14 protein-coding genes and 1 tRNA gene are annotated in these 15994 nt (G+C 46.8%); 10 read left to right on the top strand and 5 right to left on the bottom strand.

Going from position 1 to position 15994, the window contains the following annotated elements; translation table 11 throughout:
* Positions 1-20: 20 nt before the first annotated feature.
* Positions 21-638, top strand: coding sequence for a ribonuclease HII (locus HMPREF9446_RS14190; RefSeq protein WP_009126404.1), 618 nt, complete (start codon positions 21-23; stop codon positions 636-638).
* A 68-nt stretch (positions 639-706) separates the two neighbouring features.
* Here HMPREF9446_RS14190 and HMPREF9446_RS14195 read toward each other — a convergent pair whose 3' ends face one another.
* Entirely contained in the window at positions 707-1090 is a 384-nt protein-coding gene (locus HMPREF9446_RS14195; protein WP_009126405.1) for a helix-turn-helix domain-containing protein, read from the bottom strand.
* A 270-nt stretch (positions 1091-1360) separates the two neighbouring features.
* Between HMPREF9446_RS14195 and HMPREF9446_RS14200 the strand changes: the two genes are divergently transcribed.
* From HMPREF9446_RS14200 to HMPREF9446_RS14225, 6 genes are all read left to right on the top strand, one after another.
* Positions 1361-2284, top strand: coding sequence for a hypothetical protein (locus tag HMPREF9446_RS14200; RefSeq protein WP_009126406.1), 924 nt, complete (start codon positions 1361-1363; stop codon positions 2282-2284).
* A gap of 15 nt (positions 2285-2299) precedes the next feature.
* Positions 2300-3589: a DUF6175 family protein gene (locus tag HMPREF9446_RS14205; RefSeq protein ID WP_009126407.1), complete on the top strand. Its 1290-nt coding sequence runs from the start codon at positions 2300-2302 to the stop codon at positions 3587-3589.
* Between the two features lie 38 nt (positions 3590-3627).
* Positions 3628-4791 (top strand): hypothetical protein, encoded by a 1164-nt coding sequence (locus HMPREF9446_RS14210; RefSeq protein ID WP_009126408.1) that lies wholly within the window; start codon positions 3628-3630, stop codon positions 4789-4791.
* Positions 4792-4808: 17 nt separating this feature from the next.
* The gene (locus HMPREF9446_RS14215) at positions 4809-6119 is read left to right on the top strand and encodes a hypothetical protein (protein ID WP_039969690.1); all 1311 of its coding nucleotides are present in this window, start codon (positions 4809-4811) and stop codon (positions 6117-6119) included.
* A 69-nt stretch (positions 6120-6188) separates the two neighbouring features.
* A complete protein-coding gene (locus HMPREF9446_RS14220) occupies positions 6189-6821 on the top strand; it encodes a hypothetical protein (protein WP_009126410.1) in 633 nt (210 codons plus the stop codon).
* A 227-nt stretch (positions 6822-7048) separates the two neighbouring features.
* A complete protein-coding gene (locus HMPREF9446_RS14225) occupies positions 7049-8770 on the top strand; it encodes a hypothetical protein (RefSeq protein ID WP_039969746.1) in 1722 nt (573 codons plus the stop codon).
* A gap of 10 nt (positions 8771-8780) precedes the next feature.
* Here the strand turns inward: HMPREF9446_RS14225 and HMPREF9446_RS14230 are convergent, their stop codons facing one another.
* Positions 8781-9707, bottom strand: a complete 927-nt coding sequence (locus tag HMPREF9446_RS14230; protein WP_009126412.1) for a magnesium transporter CorA family protein — start codon at positions 9705-9707, stop codon at positions 8781-8783.
* A gap of 273 nt (positions 9708-9980) precedes the next feature.
* Here HMPREF9446_RS14230 and gpmI point away from each other — a divergent pair, with 273 nt between their 5' ends.
* Together gpmI and HMPREF9446_RS14240 are read left to right on the top strand one after the other, a co-directional pair.
* Positions 9981-11495, top strand: a complete 1515-nt coding sequence (gene gpmI, locus HMPREF9446_RS14235) for a 2,3-bisphosphoglycerate-independent phosphoglycerate mutase (protein ID WP_009126413.1) — start codon at positions 9981-9983, stop codon at positions 11493-11495.
* A gap of 68 nt (positions 11496-11563) precedes the next feature.
* A complete protein-coding gene (locus tag HMPREF9446_RS14240) occupies positions 11564-12145 on the top strand; it encodes a DUF3109 family protein (RefSeq protein WP_009126414.1) in 582 nt (193 codons plus the stop codon).
* A gap of 133 nt (positions 12146-12278) precedes the next feature.
* On the opposite strand, the gene gyrB is transcribed toward HMPREF9446_RS14240, so the two are convergent.
* The 3 genes from gyrB to HMPREF9446_RS14255 form a co-directional block, all read right to left on the bottom strand.
* Positions 12279-14252 (bottom strand): DNA topoisomerase (ATP-hydrolyzing) subunit B, encoded by a 1974-nt coding sequence (gyrB, locus tag HMPREF9446_RS14245; protein WP_009126415.1) that lies wholly within the window; start codon positions 14250-14252, stop codon positions 12279-12281.
* Positions 14253-14458: 206 nt separating this feature from the next.
* Complete coding sequence (gene rpsT / locus HMPREF9446_RS14250; RefSeq protein ID WP_009126416.1) at positions 14459-14713, bottom strand: 30S ribosomal protein S20; 255 nt, start codon at positions 14711-14713, stop codon at positions 14459-14461.
* Positions 14714-14753: 40 nt separating this feature from the next.
* Positions 14754-14825 (bottom strand) — tRNA-Glu (locus tag HMPREF9446_RS14255).
* A 286-nt stretch (positions 14826-15111) separates the two neighbouring features.
* On the opposite strand from HMPREF9446_RS14255, the gene recO reads away from it, so the two are divergent.
* Positions 15112-15840, top strand: coding sequence for a DNA repair protein RecO (gene recO / locus HMPREF9446_RS14260; RefSeq protein ID WP_009126418.1), 729 nt, complete (start codon positions 15112-15114; stop codon positions 15838-15840).
* Positions 15841-15994 lie beyond the last annotated feature (154 nt).

Consider the following 15994-nt stretch of genomic DNA (forward strand, 5'->3'; position numbering starts at 1 on the left):
TGCCGAACAAAAGCCATATTATGTTATTACCTTATTTGAATAAAGACTTGATAGAGGCCGGCTGTGATGAGGCGGGTCGCGGATGCCTGGCGGGTGCAGTCTATGCGGCGGCTGTCATTTTGCCCAAAGATTTTAAGAATGAACTCTTGAATGATTCCAAGCAACTGACGGAGAAGCAACGTTATGCCTTGCGGGAAGTGATTGAGAAAGAGGCCTTAGCTTGGGCCGTGGGTGTTGTCTCTCCCGGAGAGATAGACCAGATCAATATTCTTAATGCTTCTTTTCTTGCTATGCACCGGGCTGTCGATCAGTTGAATATACGTCCCCAGCACCTGCTTGTTGACGGTAACCGTTTCAAGAAATACCGGGATGTGCCTCATACCACTGTAGTAAAAGGTGACGGCAAGTATCTTTCCATTGCTGCTGCTTCCATTCTTGCCAAGACTTACCGTGATGATTATATGAACGGACTGCATGAGGAATATCCTTATTATGACTGGAACCATAATAAGGGATATCCTACCAAGAAGCATCGTGCCGCCATTGCCGAACGGGGTACTACGCCTTATCACCGCATGACGTTCAATCTGTTGGGAGGCGACGGGCAGCTGGAGCTTGACTTTGCTCTCATGCCTTGATAAGAAGCTCCGTTTCTATTGCCGTTCGTTCTGCAAGTACGCTTTTTTTCAACTGTTATGGGGAGAAGTCAGGATAGGTGCTTTTCTAACATTTCTATGCGTTTTTCCAGCATTTCAATCAGTTTGCTGTTGGCCTTGATGAGTTCGCGGAGGTCAGAGCTATCCGTATGTATATTGCTGTAGTCTTGTGAAATACCTACATTGATGCTTCCTGAATTGGTGAAATAGATATTGCCGTCTATTTTGCTGAATAATTCAGCGGCCGACATATTCAGTATATTTGCAATTTTATTTAACCGGGTCAGTGTGAGGTCGGTCTCTCCATACTCTATTTTACAGTAGGCACTTGTCGATAAGTTTAATTGTTCTCCCATCTGTTCCTGAGTTAAATTCTTTTCCATACGGAGCAGCTGTAGCCGTTGTCCTACTATTTTTTTCAGATCTGTTTCCATAAGTCATAAAAATTAGGGGAGTTATTCGTCTTTTATCGGGCAAATGTAATAAATATAGTGGATATAATCAATGTTAATGCGTGCTTATCTTTGTGAACAAAGGAAAACACTCATACCAGACCAGTTAATGTGATACGGAATCACAAGAAGAGAACCGATGTCCCGATAGAATTTCAATTACGGCGAGAGAGGACATTTAAAGCTTGTTAGATATTTATAAATCCGAAACAGGAGTACACGCTTCTGCTTCACATTAACTATTACACATTTATGAAAAAGTATTTATTGAATCTGAAGAGTACTATGCTACTCGTTGCCTGCGCTTTTAGTACACTGACTGTCAATGCTCAAGAAGGAGGGGAAGCGAAAGGAAAACCGAATGTATTTATTGATTATTTCTGGCGTCCGGCTGAAGTGTCTTTCACTTGGGCTGAAAACCTCCGTAGTTGTGTGATCGAGGGAATCAGTGCGACAGGCCGTGTGGAACTGACAGATGTCGATTCCAAAGATGCCTTGAATATAGAGCGGTCCCGTCGTGAATCTGGAGAAGCGGTTGCGGGTGATGATATGGACCGCATGAAAGTGATGACTTCAGAGGGAGCCAATTTCTTGATTCAAGGTAGGATCTCATCTATTGCCACTGACATCAGCAAGACAAAGGAAGGTACTTATTATTATACGGCAACTTGTGCCTATACATTGAAAGTCATCAATCCGATGGATGGCAAGTTGATTTCTACCAAGACCTTCAAGCATGGAGATGGCTTGACCAACATTGTTACTGCCGATACCGAAGAAGAAGCCGTGGCTAAAGTTTGCAGACAAGCCATAAAGGCAGTCCGTACACTGGTGGAAGATGCGTTTAAGGTACAGGGTACTATTCTTGAGATTGCCGCTGAAAAGAAAGGCGAAGCCAAGGAAGTTTATATCAGTATAGGTTCAGACCACGGTGTGGGAGACGGTGCTTTCTTCAGCGCATGTATCGAACGCCAGGTTGCGGGCAGAACATCACAGAAAGAAATTGGTGAATTGAAAGTGAAGAATGTGGAAGCCGGTGACCTCACTTTGTGTGAAGTAAAAAAAGGTGGGGAGGAAATCAAGAAGGCAATTGATGCAGGACAGACTGTCGTGATAAAGAGCAAGGAAAAGAAAAGCTTCTTTGATAAGGCAGCAGGTGCTGTAAATAGTTTATAATTTAATTGTTCAGTGATGAAATATTGTTGGACGTTTTTATTGGTGGTAATTCTGTGCGCAGATATCTGCGCACAGAATTATTCTACAGAAGTAAGTCTTGTACAACAGGACAATAATTCGGTTACTGTGCTTGCCACCGCAGTGGGAGACAAGAAAAAGGATGCCGCTTTGCTTGCCGCGAAGTCGGCGTTTTATACGTTATTTCATGCGGGTGTGGAAGGAGTTAAGAATGGTGTGCCTATGGTTGCGGTGGAGAAGAAGGACTACGATTACCGGTTCTTCAATGAATCTCGTTACATCAATTTTATAGGCAGTGAAGTGAAGACTGTGGATGACACGAAGATAGGTGGAAAGTACCGGGTGACGGTGAGACTGACCATCCAACTGAAAACCTTGCTTGCCGACCTGGTACGTAATAATTTGAGCGTCAGTCCGGGTTGGTCCGATGCTAAGGCTGTGAAGGCCACTGCCGCGCTGACTCCTACCATTGTGGTAGTGCCGGATACGCAGGGAGAAGGCTCGGATGCCGAGGCCATGCGCAAGGTAATGGACAAAGATCCGGTGATGAAGCATCTTATAGCCAAGTTGACGGAAGAATTTACCAAGCATGGATATAAGACCAAGAATTTCATAGCTCAGTTGCAGGGTGCCAAGAATTCGGCTTTCTTGCGGGCAGAAGCGGGTGCGCAATCCGATGGAACTACTGATTTTGTGAGGAACTTGCAGGCTGATATCATAGTGACGGCTTCAATGAATCTCAATATCAATAGTGCATCCAATCGGGGAGAATGTGCCATAAACTTGGCTGCCGTGGAATTTCAGACACAGGGGAACCTTGCGAACAAGAGTTTTGCCAGCGGACAGTATATGACAACAGACGGCATTATGCTTGCCGACCATGCAGTGAAGAAGATGCAGGCGGATTTCTTCAGCCAGTTGCAGGCGGCTTTCGAAAAAATGGTAGCCGAAGGCCGTGAGGTGGCAATCGAGCTGAACTTGTCGGAAGCGGTGACCGATTGGGATTTCAGCCAGAGTTCTCCGGCTACGGGAAAACCTTTCAAGAGGGCGCTTGACGCTTGGGTACGTGAACATTCGTTCCAGAGCGTGTATAGTATGGATTATAGTACGAATAAATATATCAAGTTATCCGTAAACGTACCTCTGTGGGATCAAGAAAACAACTGCTCTTATAATCTGAGCAACTTCGGTGACGACTTGAATGCATTCTTGCAGTCACAGCTTGGAAGTGACTATAGTCCTGAAGTAGTGGCTATGGGACAGGGTATGAGTATTACTGTTAAATAGCCGTGTGCCGATTGTTTTAAACTTAATACACAGCAGAAATGAAGAAATTATTATTCCTGGTGATAGGGTGGTGCATAGGTCTTTCGCCGCTTTTTGCGCAGGGTGAAATCCAGTTTACATTGTTGAAGGCATCGCAGGGGGATATATCCCAAAGTGTTGCGGATGCGTTGGATCTAAGGTTGAAGCAGGTGCTGACGCGTAATACTGCGGCTTCTGCCAACCAGTACAATGTGTTTGCTATCGAGCCGATATTCGAAATGACGGATGTGCTGACTTCCGAAGGGCTGATACAGAATGTATCGGTGGCAAAAGGGGAACTGACTTTGATGGCGAAGAATCTGGTGGACGGAACCATGTACTACAGTATGGTTATTCCCGTGAAAGGCAATGCGGTGGGTGATAAGGAGAAAGCGATGAAGTCGTTGGTAGCCAATATCAAAAGTACGGATACGGCTTTCACACGATTTATCCGTAATACCCGTCAGAAGATTCAGGATTACTATGCCGCCAATTGTGCGACCATACTTCAGAAAGCACAAAGTCTGTACGATTTGAAGAAGTATCAGGAAGCAATGAGCTATCTTTCTGCTATTTCCGATGTTCTGCCTTGTTATGAGCAAGCTGCCGTGTTGCAGGCCGAACTGGCGCAATATATGCCGGAGGTGGCTGATACGGTTATTGTAGAGAAGATCATTGAGAAACCGGTGGAAGTGGAGAAGATAGTGGAAGTTGAAAAGGTGGTGGAGAAACCGGTAGTTGTTGAAAAAGTCGTGGAGAAGCCGGTTGTTGTAGAAAAGATTGTCGAAAGGCCGGTAGTCGTGGAGAAGCCGGTTGAGCGGCCTGTTCCCCAGGCTGATTGTGAAATAACGATGTCGACGAACCGGTTGCAGTTCAAGGTATTGAAATGTTATGGAAACGCTACTCAGCAACGCATCACGATTTTGGTGGAAATGATGAATGTGGATACGAAAAGGAATACCGATGAGTTTCTGAAGGTTACTTCCGCCATTACGGACAGCGGCACGGAGTGCAGCAGTTTTGAGATACAAAACGGTGCGTGGCTCAAGATGCCTCCACGGGTCAAGTTGCGCAAAGAGTTTTATGTCACTAAAGTTTTCGATAAGTTTTCCGGCTTTTCATACGTGGAACTATATATAGCCGATACACGTGTTTATATTCGTAATTTGCCCGTACAGTGGTAATTAGAAAAAAAATCATTATGAAACGATTGATAGGAATAGTTTGTGCCTTGCTGCTGGTTGCCGGTGCAGGAGCCCAGACCAAGGTAATAGAGAAAAGTGCCAAAAAGGTTCCGGTATGGATGAATACGGCGTTGGACGATTATCTGGTGGTGTCGGTAACTGCCAATTCGCTGGCGGAGGCGCAGACGAAGGCAATGGCGGAAATCACGGAGCGGATTATCCAGGCTGTGGCAAGTCATGTTACCGTTTCGCAGAAGAGTGAACTCTCGGAAGTGAATATAAACGGGAATATTGATTCGAAAGATGCTTACAGTCGGGTGTCAAAGATCAAATCGGCTAACCTGCCGTTCCTGAAAGGGATCTCTTCAACCAATATAGAAGAAATTTATTGGCAGAAGGTGCAGGATAAGTCCACGAAAAAGGAGTACTATGATTATGCGGTGAAATATCCTTTCTCGCAGGCGGAACACCAGAAACTGGTGGCGGAGTTTGAGGCGCTGGATGCTGAAAAGGTGGCCCGGTACAAGGCTTTGGAGCAGAAAATACGGGAAATAGAATCCGTTGAGGAAATAAAAAATGCCGTGACGGAACTGAACACTCTGTGCGAGTACTTCTTCGATGAAGTTCGCTTGAGCGAGGCGGAAGGGCTGAAAGAACGCTATCGCCGGTTGTACGACGCCCTTTCGGTCACAGGCACGTTTCTGGAAGCAGGGAAATACCAATGCCAGGTCTTGCTGGAAGGAAACCCGGTCAAGGTGTCGGTTATGCCGAAAGTCACTTCCAACTGTGCGGCTCAAATCAGCGTGCGTCCGTCCGACGGTATGTTCATCGTCTCTTACGATGCGATAGATTGCTTGCCCGAGGAGGATAATTTTCTTCATGTCCTTTTCCGCATTGACGGGAAAAAGCTGGAACATCGGGCATACATCAAAGAGGCTGGCGGTGCAGGTACGTCCACTTTTTCGGTGATTCCCGAAGGTAAGTTGATTTTTACCGCAGACTCCGTGGCGGCCGGTACCCGGAAGATTTTCAATATCAATATTCGCTTGACGCTGAACAACCGTGGCGGAACGGCTTTTGGACTTAAAGCATTGGAACTGCATGTTCCCGACCTGTCTGCTCCCATCGTGTTTGATGACATAGACGCGGTATATAAAACAAAGGGAATACTGCAAATCAAGGCTTTGGCCGAGGGCGAGTTCACGGCATTGGAAAAAAAGAAATCCGTATTCTCGTTTGTACAGGGTTCAATGGTGTTGGTCAATCCGTTGACAGGTGCCGTGGAACGTGTGAAGCTTTCGTTGCCATACGTCACAAACTGGGAATAGCGGAAGCCGGCTTGAACACGTTCAGAATTTAAATAGAATAGTAATATTAACGATTAACATCAGAAGATTATGAAGAAGAGTTTTATGTATTTCATGCTTGTTTTCGCCATCCTGTTTGGGGGCGTAGCCAGCGTTGGGGCACAGTCCAAGGCATTGGCCAAGGATGTGAAAAAGAGAGTGAAGGAATTGAAGAAGGAAGGCTGGACGATGCAGGCAAGCACTTCCACAATGGACTATGCCTTGTTGAAGTATCGCACCTATATGGAGGAAGATGAGGACAACCGCATTGCCATCAATGGAATAGCCGAAGGGAAGAACTTGAAGATAGGCCGTGAGAATGCCATTATGTTCGGTATTTCAAGTTATGCCGGTAGGGCAAAAGCACAGATACAGGGTAAACTGAAAGGTTTGCTCAGTGCGGACAACAAGGAAGCGACGTCTGAAGAGACCGACCGGTTTGCGGCCGCCTACGAGATGGGGGTAGCTGCCAAGATTGGAGGACTTGTGAAGCAGCATTTTGTATTGGTAAGAGACATGGGCAATGGCAAGAAGGAATTCAATGTTTTCATGTCATTGGATGAATCCAAGGCGCGCAAGGCCAGGGAAGAAGCTGCGGAAACGGCAAGACAAAAGGCCGGACTGGCTGATTTGTCCCAAGATGTGAAAGATTTTATCGGTGAACCGATAGAGCCGGAAGAGTAACAGGCGGCTGTCTTAAATTCTCTTCCCGGGAGACTGAAGCATATAAGTATTTATATACTGAACTGCTAGAGAGCATCAAGAGAGCTTTTGCACAGCCTCCCGGGAGAAGAAGAACCTGGGTTATTCTGCCTTGGATATTAAAGAATATGTGTAAGGTGAGTTTCCGGAAGGAGGAGAATTTGAGATGCTTTTTTTTGTATCAAACTTATATTAAACAGAGCGTAGCCATGAAGAAAATAGGATTTCTTGTTATCAGTCTTTTACTGCCGTTGGCGATGAATGCCCAGCAGGAGGAAGATGATTTTTCCAACTTTGTGAAGCAACAGTCGGCAGACTTTGACAAGTTTGTGGATGATGCGAATAAGGATTTTATAAACTTCATGCGCAACCCCTGGAAAGAATTCGAGGCGGAGAAGCCTGTGAAGAAAAGGGTTAAGCCGGAACCTGTGAAGCCGGTGGTCTATGATGAAAAGACGGCTCCGAAGGATAGGAAACCTGTCTGTTTGGACATTGAAAAGATTCTGGACATGACAACCGGCGAAGGCAAGCAAAGACCGGTAGTTAAGGTAAAGGAGGTTGATGAACTGACTTTTGACCAACCTACGGTTATAGTCAAGAAAAAGAAAGAACCGGTGGTGATTGTTGTGGAAGAGAAGGTGACGGACAAAAAGCCTGTGAAAGAACGGCCTGGAAAGAAACCGGTTGTGGTACAAGTTGAAGAGACGCCCGTTGTGGAAAAACCGGTGGAGAAAACTCCTGTCGTAAAGCCGGAAATTCCTGTCGTGAAACCGGAAGTGCCTGTCGTGGAGCCTGAAATACCTGCTGTGAAGCCTGCGGCGCCTATCGTCAAGAATGTCCCTCTGTTTGCGGGAGGTGCAGGACGTACTAAGTTTGTTTATGGAGGAATGACGTACTACTTGAGCAATGCATTGAACCGTAAATGCCGGTTGTCTTCACTGGATGAAAATGCCATAGCGGATGCGTACGAAACGCTGTGCGCTTCTGATTATAAGCCCCTGCTCAATGATCTCCATACAATCAAGAAGGATATCCTTTACAATGACTGGGCCGTTTGCATGTTGGTGAAACAGATTGCCCAAGAGTATTGCAGCACTTATAATGAGAGCATTGTCATGCGGCAGTTTATCTTGAACGAGATGGGCTACAAGGCAAGAATGGCACGGAAAGCCAATGAAAATAAAATGGTGCTGTACGTTGCCACCGATTGCCAGATATATGGCAACATCTTCATTACGCAGGGCGGGCAGAAGTATTATGACCTCGACAATCAGCAGCCATACGCGTTCTATATGTGTCAAAAGGATTCTCCGAAGGCGAAGCATAGCGTCAGCATGTATTGGCAGGAAACACCTGTACTGGCAGGGGAGAAAGCCGTTTCTATTCATCAGGCTGCGGGAAGTACCGCCCGGACAATGGTCAGCATCCCCAAAGCGCTGATCGATTTCTATAAAACCTATCCTCACTGCGATTACAGTGTATATGTCAAGGCACGCGTCGATGCCGGTGTGGAAAGTGAACTTTTGTCGTCTTTGGCTCCCTTGGTGGCAAACAAAAGTGAGGAAGAGGCGGCGAACATTCTGCTCAACTTTGTACAGACTGCTTTCCAGTATGCCATGGACGATGAACAGTTCGGTTATGAGAAACCTTTCTTTGTAGAAGAACTTTTCTATTATCCGTACAGCGACTGCGAGGACCGGTCCGTGCTCTACGGCTACCTGGTGAAGAAGCTGCTGAAACTTGACGTTGTCTATTTAGACTATCCCGACCATATAGCTACTGCCGTGCGCTTCAACGAGGAAGTAGGCGGTGACTACTTGATGGTGGAAGGACATAGATATACTGTCTGTGATCCGACCTTTATCGGAGCAAGCATCGGCATGACCATGCCGATGTTTAAAACGGTAGCGGCAAATGTCCTGAAATACTGATTCCTTCTTTTTAGAACCATTTGATCTTCCGGAACCATACGAACGTGACGGTTGACAGCAATGCCGAAAGCACGATGATGAATATGAAGGCGTGTGGGAAGCTTTCCAGATGGATATCTACATTCATGCCGTAGAAACTGGCGATCAGTGTAGGTATCATCAATGTGATGGAAAGGCTTGTCATGCGCTTCATGATGGCATTTACATTGTTGGAGATGATGGAGGCAAAGGCATCCATCGTTCCCGTTAGGATGTCGCTGTATATGTTTACGGTGTTGTATGCCTGTTTCAGTTCGATGATGACATCCTCCAATAGTTCCAGGTCGAGATAGTTGGTGTCCTGGAAGATGTTCTTCAGCCGTCCTATCATGACCTCGTTGCCGCGAATGGAGGTATTGAAGTAAACCAGTGTCTTTTGCAGTTTCATCAGTTGGAGGAGATCCTCGTTGCGGATGCTCTTCTCCAGTTCCTTTTCGGCGGTGGCTACATCGTTGTTGATTTGTTTCAGATACTTAAGGAACCAGACGGCGGAAGAGTAGATAATCCGCAGGATCAGGTCCAGTTTGTTGTTGACAACAATGCCTTTGCGGCGCGTATGCTGGATGAAGTCGGGTATCAGTTCCGTATGGTGGTAGCAGACGGAGATGATGATTCCGTCATTGGTGATGATGCCGATGGGGACAGTGATGAAAGGGACACCACGCTGGTTGCTCTGCATGGGAATACGCAGGATGGTCAACAGCCAGTTGCCCTCGGTTTCCGTACGCGGGCGTTCGTCCACGTCGGCTATATCTTCAAGAAATGATTCGGGAACTTTCAGTTCTTCGGTAAGGAATTGGAAATCATTGTCGTCCGGGCATTCTACATTGACCCAGCAGTTGGGTTGCCACTCTTCTTTTTCTACAAAGCCGTTTTCGCTGTAGAGATACTTTCTCATAAGGTTTGCCTCCTTTCTTTAAAGTGCGAGCAGAGGCGTTGCGAAAAACGGTCTCCGTTCGCTTTATGGGTGAATACTATTGTACGTTCGTGGGTTTGAATCGTCCATCTTTCTTGTTTTTTGTTTTTTAAGCGCGGCAAAAGTACATAAATCATTTGAAACAGTACGCTTTAACCGCTGTTTTTTGTACCTTTGCAGCGCAAAAAACTTCCTTCTATGTATAGAACGTTTTTGGCATATAAAAAGATTTTACAATTATAATCAATTAATATTATGAGTAAGAAAGCCCTTTTAATGATTCTTGATGGCTGGGGCATTGGCGATCAAGGTAAAGATGATGTAATTTTCAATACACCGACTCCCTATTGGGACAGTCTATTGGCAAATTATCCGCACTCTGAACTTCAGGCAAGCGGTGAGAACGTTGGTTTGCCCGACGGACAGATGGGTAACTCAGAAGTAGGCCACCTCAATATCGGTGCCGGACGTATCGTTTATCAGGATTTGGTAAAGATAAACCGCGCTTGTGCCGACGGCAGTATCTTGAAAAACAAAGAAATCGTTTCTGCTTTCTCATACGCAAAAGAAAACGGCAAGAACATCCACTTTATGGGATTGACTTCCAACGGTGGCGTGCATAGTTCTTTTGACCACTTGTTCAAACTCTGCGATATTTCCAAGGAATATGGTATCGAGAATACTTTCATCCACTGTTTCATGGATGGCCGTGACACGGACCCGAAAAGCGGCAAGGGCTTTATCGAACAACTGACGGCACATTGCGGGAAGTCGGCTGGTAAGATTGCTTCCATAGTAGGCCGTTTCTACGCCATGGACCGCGACAAACGTTGGGAACGTGTGAAAGTCGCATACGACTTGCTGGTAAACGGTGAAGGTAAAGTGGCTACAGACATGGTTCAAGCTATGCAGGAATCGTATGATGAAGGTGTGACGGACGAATTCATCAAACCGATTGTGAACGGTGGGTTCGACGGTACCATCAAGGAAGGTGACGTCGTGATTTTCTTCAACTATCGTAACGACCGTGCCAAAGAGTTGACTGTTGTCCTGACTCAGCAGGATATGCCGGAACAGGGCATGCATACGATTCCGGGCTTGCAGTATTACTGCATGACTCCGTACGATGCCTCTTTCAAGGGTGTACATGTCCTCTTCGACAAGGAAAATGTCCAGAATACCCTGGGTGAGTATTTGGCCGCCAATGGCAAGACTCAGCTTCACATTGCCGAGACAGAGAAGTATGCCCACGTGACATTCTTCTTCAACGGTGGCCGTGAAACTCCGTATGATGCGGAAGAGCGTATCCTTGTTCCGTCTCCGAAGGTGGCCACTTACGACTTGAAGCCGGAAATGAGTGCCTACGAAGTGAAGGACAAGTTGGTTGAGGCTATCAAGACGCAGAAGTTCGACTTTATCGTTGTGAACTATGCCAACGGTGATATGGTAGGCCATACAGGTATCTACGAAGCCATCGAAAAAGCGGTGAAGGCCATCGACGAATGTGTGAAAGATACAGTGGAAGCTGCTAAGGCCAGCGATTATGAAGTAATCATCATTGCCGACCACGGTAATGCCGACCACGCCTTGAATGCGGACGGAACTCCGAATACCGCCCACTCGCTGAATCCGGTTCCGTTTGTTTACGTGACTGCCAACAAGGATGCGAAGGTAGAAGACGGTGTATTGGCTGACGTGGCTCCTTCCATCTTGCATATCTTGGGTATGGAGCAGCCGGCCGAAATGACCGGCAAGGACCTGATTAAGTAAATAGCGTTGATAACTATATCTTAGGCGCGGATTCCGTATAATCCGCGCCTTTTTTCAATTCAATAATTATGTTGCAGATTGGCGATGTTGTAGTCTCTTTTGATGTGTTGCGCGAGAAGTTTCTCTGCGATCTGGATGCCTGCAAGGGAGCATGTTGTATAGAAGGAGACGCCGGTGCACCGGTGGAGTTTGAAGAAATTGCGAGACTGGAAGAGGTGTTGCCCGTGATTTGGGATGAGCTGGCGCCCGAAGCGCGTGCAGTGATAGAAAAGCAGGGCGTGGTATACACCGACCAGGAAGGCGATTTGGTTACTTCCATCGTAAACAACAAAGATTGTGTGTTTACCTGTTATGATGAGAAGGGCTGCTGTTTCTGTGCGATCGAGAAAGCTTACCGTGAAGGCAAGACTGATTTCTATAAGCCGGTTTCCTGTCATTTGTATCCCATAAGGGTGGGTAATTATGGCGTTTATAAGGCTGTGAACTATAACCGGTGGGATGTTTGCAAGGCTGCCGTCCTGCTGGGGCAGAAAGAGAATCTTCCTGTATATAAATTCTTGAAGGAACCGTTGGTCCGTAAGTTTGGCGAGGACTGGTATGCTGAACTGGAAATGGTGGTGGAGGAGATGGTGAAGCAGAAAATGCTGTAAGGCAGTATCGGGAAGGCAGGCACTATTCTCTGAAAAGGACCGGACTCCAAAGATCCAAAGAAAAGCCCCGGACGGCAGGATTATCCTGCCCGTCCGGGGCTTCTTCGTTGTAAGATACGAGGTTGGTTATTGATTAAGCGTCTATATTAGCATAGGTTGCATTCGCTTCGATGAAGTCGCGTCGCGGCCCTACATCTTCGCCCATCAGCATGGAGAATACATAGTCTGCTTCGGCGGCGCTTTCCAGATGGACTTGTTTCAACATACGGTTCTCCGGATTCATGGTCGTCTCCCACAGCTGCTCCGGGTTCATCTCACCCAAACCTTTGTAGCGTTGGGTGTGGATCGCGTTTTCAGAGCCACCGCCATAGGTGTCGATAAACTTCTGGCGTTGCTGGTCGGTCCAGCAGTATTCTTTCACCTTACCCTTGCTGCAAAGGTAAAGCGGCGGAGTAGCGATATACAGGTATCCGTTTTGGATTACTTGCGGGAAGTAACGGAAGAAAAGCGTCATGATCAGTGTGTCGATGTGAGAACCATCGACGTCGGCATCGGTCATGATGATAACTTTCTTGTAGCGCAGCTTGTCGATGTTGGCTTCCTTGCTGTCCTCGCTGTCCACACCGAAGCGGATACCCAGCGCCTGGATGATGTTGTTTACTTCATCGCTTTCGAAAGCCTTGTGCCACATGGCTTTTTCCACATTCAGGATTTTACCGCGCAGAGGCAGGATGGCCTGGAAAGCACGGTTGCGTCCTTGTTTGGCCGAACCGCCTGCCGAATCACCCTCGACGAGGAACAATTCGCATTCTTCCGGATCCTTGCTGGAGCAGTCGGCCAGTTTGCCCGGCATGCCGCCGCCGGACATCGGCGACTTGCGCTGTACGGATTCGCGAGCCTTGCGTGCGGCAACACGTGCCGTAGCGGCCAGAATCACTTTCTCGACAATCAGTTTGGCTTCTTTGGGATGTTCTTCCAGATAATAACTCAAGGCTTCGCCCACGGCCTGGTTAACGGCGCCGCTTACTTCGCTGTTACCCAGTTTCGTCTTGGTCTGTCCTTCAAACTGCGGCTCTGCCACTTTTACGGAGATAACCGCAATCAGACCTTCGCGGAAGTCCTCGCCGGAGATTTCCACTTTTGCCTTTTCTAATTGCTTGGCGCAAGTATCTTCGCCGTATTTTTTCAACACGCGTGTCAAGGCGGCGCGGAAACCACCCTCGTGCGTACCGCCCTCTTTGGTGTTGATGTTGTTGACGTAAGAGTGGAGGTTCTCGCGATAGCCGGTGTTGTACATGATGGCGCATTCGATAGGCACACCCGCTTTCTCGGTATTCAGGTAGATTACGTCGTCGAAGAGCGGGTTATTGTTACTGTTCAGGTAACGCACGAATTCCTTTACGCCTTCCTCGGAGTGGAATTTCTCTACCTGCGGATTGCCTTCCTCGTCTTTGCTGCGAAGGTCGGTCAAGGTGATGGTAATGCCTTTGTTCAGATAGGCCAGCTCACGCAGACGTGCCTGGAGAGTGGTATATTTGTATTCGCTGACGGTAAAGATACTGTCGTCCGGCCAGAAAGTCTGTTTGGTTCCCGAGAAGCCGGGGTCGCAGGTTCCCACTTCCTTGACTGCATACAACGGCTTGCCGCATTCGTATTCTTGCTGGTAAATTTTCCCGTTGCGGAATACCTGGGTCGTCATGTGTTTGGAGAGCGCGTTTACGCAGGATACACCGACGCCGTGCAGACCACCGGATACTTTATAAGAACCTTTGTCGAATTTACCGCCGGCATGCAATACGGTCATGACCACTTCCAGTGCAGACTTTTGCTCTTTCTCATGGAAATCGACGGGAATACCACGGCCGTTGTCCTGTACAGTGATGGAATTGTCCTCATTGATGGTGACTTCGATATGGTCGCAATAGCCGGCCATGGCTTCGTCGATGGAGTTATCTACTACTTCATATACCAGATGGTGCAGACCGTTCTCACTGATGTCTCCGATATACATGGCGGGACGCTTACGTACGGCCTCCAAACCTTCCAATACCTGGATGTTACTGGCCGAGTAATTGTTTTCGCCGTTTATCTTTTCTTCTTCAGTCATAATCTATTTTCCTTATTGTAATAACAAAGCAAAAGTAGTGAAAATCCTTGAGATTTCACGTTAAACGAAGGGATAAATTTGGGTCGTTTACAGCTTTTTAGCACCGTAAAGAGGTGAGGATGAATCCTTGGGATGGAGTAGGTGTAAAATGGAAAAGGCTGAACTTTTTAGTTCAGCCTCTTATATCTTTCGTGCGACAAATCAACTTAAGCGAGCTTGTTGATGTAGATTGCCAACTTAGACTTCAAGTTGTTAGCCTTGTTCTTGTGGATAACGTTTGTTTTAGCCAATTTATCCAGCAATTTTGTAATGCTTGGATACATGGCTGTTGCGGCAGCCTTATCTGTAGTAGAACGAAGTTTACGAACAGCATTTCTCATGGTCTTACCATAATATCTGTTGTGAAGTCTTCTTTTCTCTTCTTGTCTGATTCTTTTCAGTGATGATTTATGATTTGCCATCTCGACTAATCTTTTTTTAATTCGTTTATTTTTTTATTTGTAGCCCGTGGGGGAATCGAACCCCCCTTTCAAGAATGAAAATCTTGCGTCCTAACCGATAGACGAACGGGCCATCCTTTGTTGAGCGTTTCCGCTCTTGCAAGCGCCTTTGTTTCTCGTTTGCGGTTGCAAAGGTAGAAACTATTTTTAAACTACCAAAACATTCCGGAATATTTTTTCATGTATTTCTCTGCCTTGTTTTAAAAATTGGAGTTTTATTGTCTGATAATCAGCGCTGTATAATCTTTCATTTTTTTACTCATCTTCCTTCCTTTTTTTATTCATCTTCTTTGATTATGCTTTTATCGGGCTTTTTTTGTAGTTTTGTTATCGGATTGAAAGCCTAAAAAGAATCGGATATGTTACAGAAAACATCGGGAATTGTGCTGCACACCTTGAAGTATAAGGATACTTCCATCATTGTGGACATCTATACGGAGGTGGCCGGAAGGGCGTCGTTTGTGGTTTCGGTGCCCCGTTCACGCAAGGCGGCGGTGAAGTCCGTGCTTTTCCAGCCATTGGCTTTGGTGGAGTTGGAGGCCGATTTCCGTCCCACTGCTACTATATATAAAGTAAAGGAAGCCAAGTCTTTCTATCCTTTTTCCACGCTCCCATACGATCCCTATAAGTCGGCCATTGCCCTGTTCCTGTCAGAGTTCCTGTATCGGGCCGTGCGCGAGGAGGCGGAGAACCGGCCTTTGTTTGCCTATCTGCGCCATTCCATCATCTGGCTGGATGAATGCGGAACGGGCTTTGCAAATTTTCATCTGGTTTTTCTGATGCGTCTTTCCCGTTTCCTCGGGCTGTATCCCAATCTGGAAGATTACCATAAGGGAGACTATTTCGATATGCGGAATGCCTGTTTCACGCCGTTGCGTCCGCAGCTGCATTCCGATTATATAGCTCCGGAAGAGGCTTCCCGCCTGACGCGGCTGATGCGTATGAATTATGAGACGATGCATCTCTTTTCCATGAGCCGGGCGGAACGTACCCGTTGCCTGGCGATCATGAATGAGTATTACCGCCTGCACCTGCCCGATTTTCCCGTCTTGAAATCCTTGGAAGTACTGAAGGAATTGTTTGATTGAGCGCTGCTATGGGGGGATCCGTTCGTCTTAACGGGAAATGCCGCCTTGCGCACACCCGGCAAACAGCCTGTATAAATAAGGAAATCTGCTTTTGGTAATATATTAATAGTCAGCGACTAATTACTGCAAGGTTACTGCATGTGCTTTGCAGTGG

The organism is Bacteroides fluxus YIT 12057 (assembly GCF_000195635.1).
In the GTDB taxonomy this organism is placed as follows: domain Bacteria; phylum Bacteroidota; class Bacteroidia; order Bacteroidales; family Bacteroidaceae; genus Bacteroides; species Bacteroides fluxus.

Coding starts and splice junctions, on each gene's coding strand:
- recO (WP_009126418.1), top strand. CDS start 15,112: ATGTTACAGAAAACATCGGGAATTGTGCTGCACACCTTGAAGTATAAG.
- rpsT (WP_009126416.1), bottom strand. CDS start 14,713: ATGGCAAATCATAAATCATCACTGAAAAGAATCAGACAAGAAGAGAAA.
- HMPREF9446_RS14240 (WP_009126414.1), top strand. CDS start 11,564: ATGTTGCAGATTGGCGATGTTGTAGTCTCTTTTGATGTGTTGCGCGAG.
- HMPREF9446_RS14230 (WP_009126412.1), bottom strand. CDS start 9,707: ATGAGAAAGTATCTCTACAGCGAAAACGGCTTTGTAGAAAAAGAAGAG.
- HMPREF9446_RS14205 (WP_009126407.1), top strand. CDS start 2,300: ATGAAATATTGTTGGACGTTTTTATTGGTGGTAATTCTGTGCGCAGAT.
- HMPREF9446_RS14195 (WP_009126405.1), bottom strand. CDS start 1,090: ATGGAAACAGATCTGAAAAAAATAGTAGGACAACGGCTACAGCTGCTC.
- HMPREF9446_RS14225 (WP_039969746.1), top strand. CDS start 7,049: ATGAAGAAAATAGGATTTCTTGTTATCAGTCTTTTACTGCCGTTGGCG.
- HMPREF9446_RS14220 (WP_009126410.1), top strand. CDS start 6,189: ATGAAGAAGAGTTTTATGTATTTCATGCTTGTTTTCGCCATCCTGTTT.
- gpmI (WP_009126413.1), top strand. CDS start 9,981: ATGAGTAAGAAAGCCCTTTTAATGATTCTTGATGGCTGGGGCATTGGC.
- gyrB (WP_009126415.1), bottom strand. CDS start 14,252: ATGACTGAAGAAGAAAAGATAAACGGCGAAAACAATTACTCGGCCAGT.
- HMPREF9446_RS14210 (WP_009126408.1), top strand. CDS start 3,628: ATGAAGAAATTATTATTCCTGGTGATAGGGTGGTGCATAGGTCTTTCG.
- HMPREF9446_RS14190 (WP_009126404.1), top strand. CDS start 21: ATGTTATTACCTTATTTGAATAAAGACTTGATAGAGGCCGGCTGTGAT.
- HMPREF9446_RS14200 (WP_009126406.1), top strand. CDS start 1,361: ATGAAAAAGTATTTATTGAATCTGAAGAGTACTATGCTACTCGTTGCC.
- HMPREF9446_RS14215 (WP_039969690.1), top strand. CDS start 4,809: ATGAAACGATTGATAGGAATAGTTTGTGCCTTGCTGCTGGTTGCCGGT.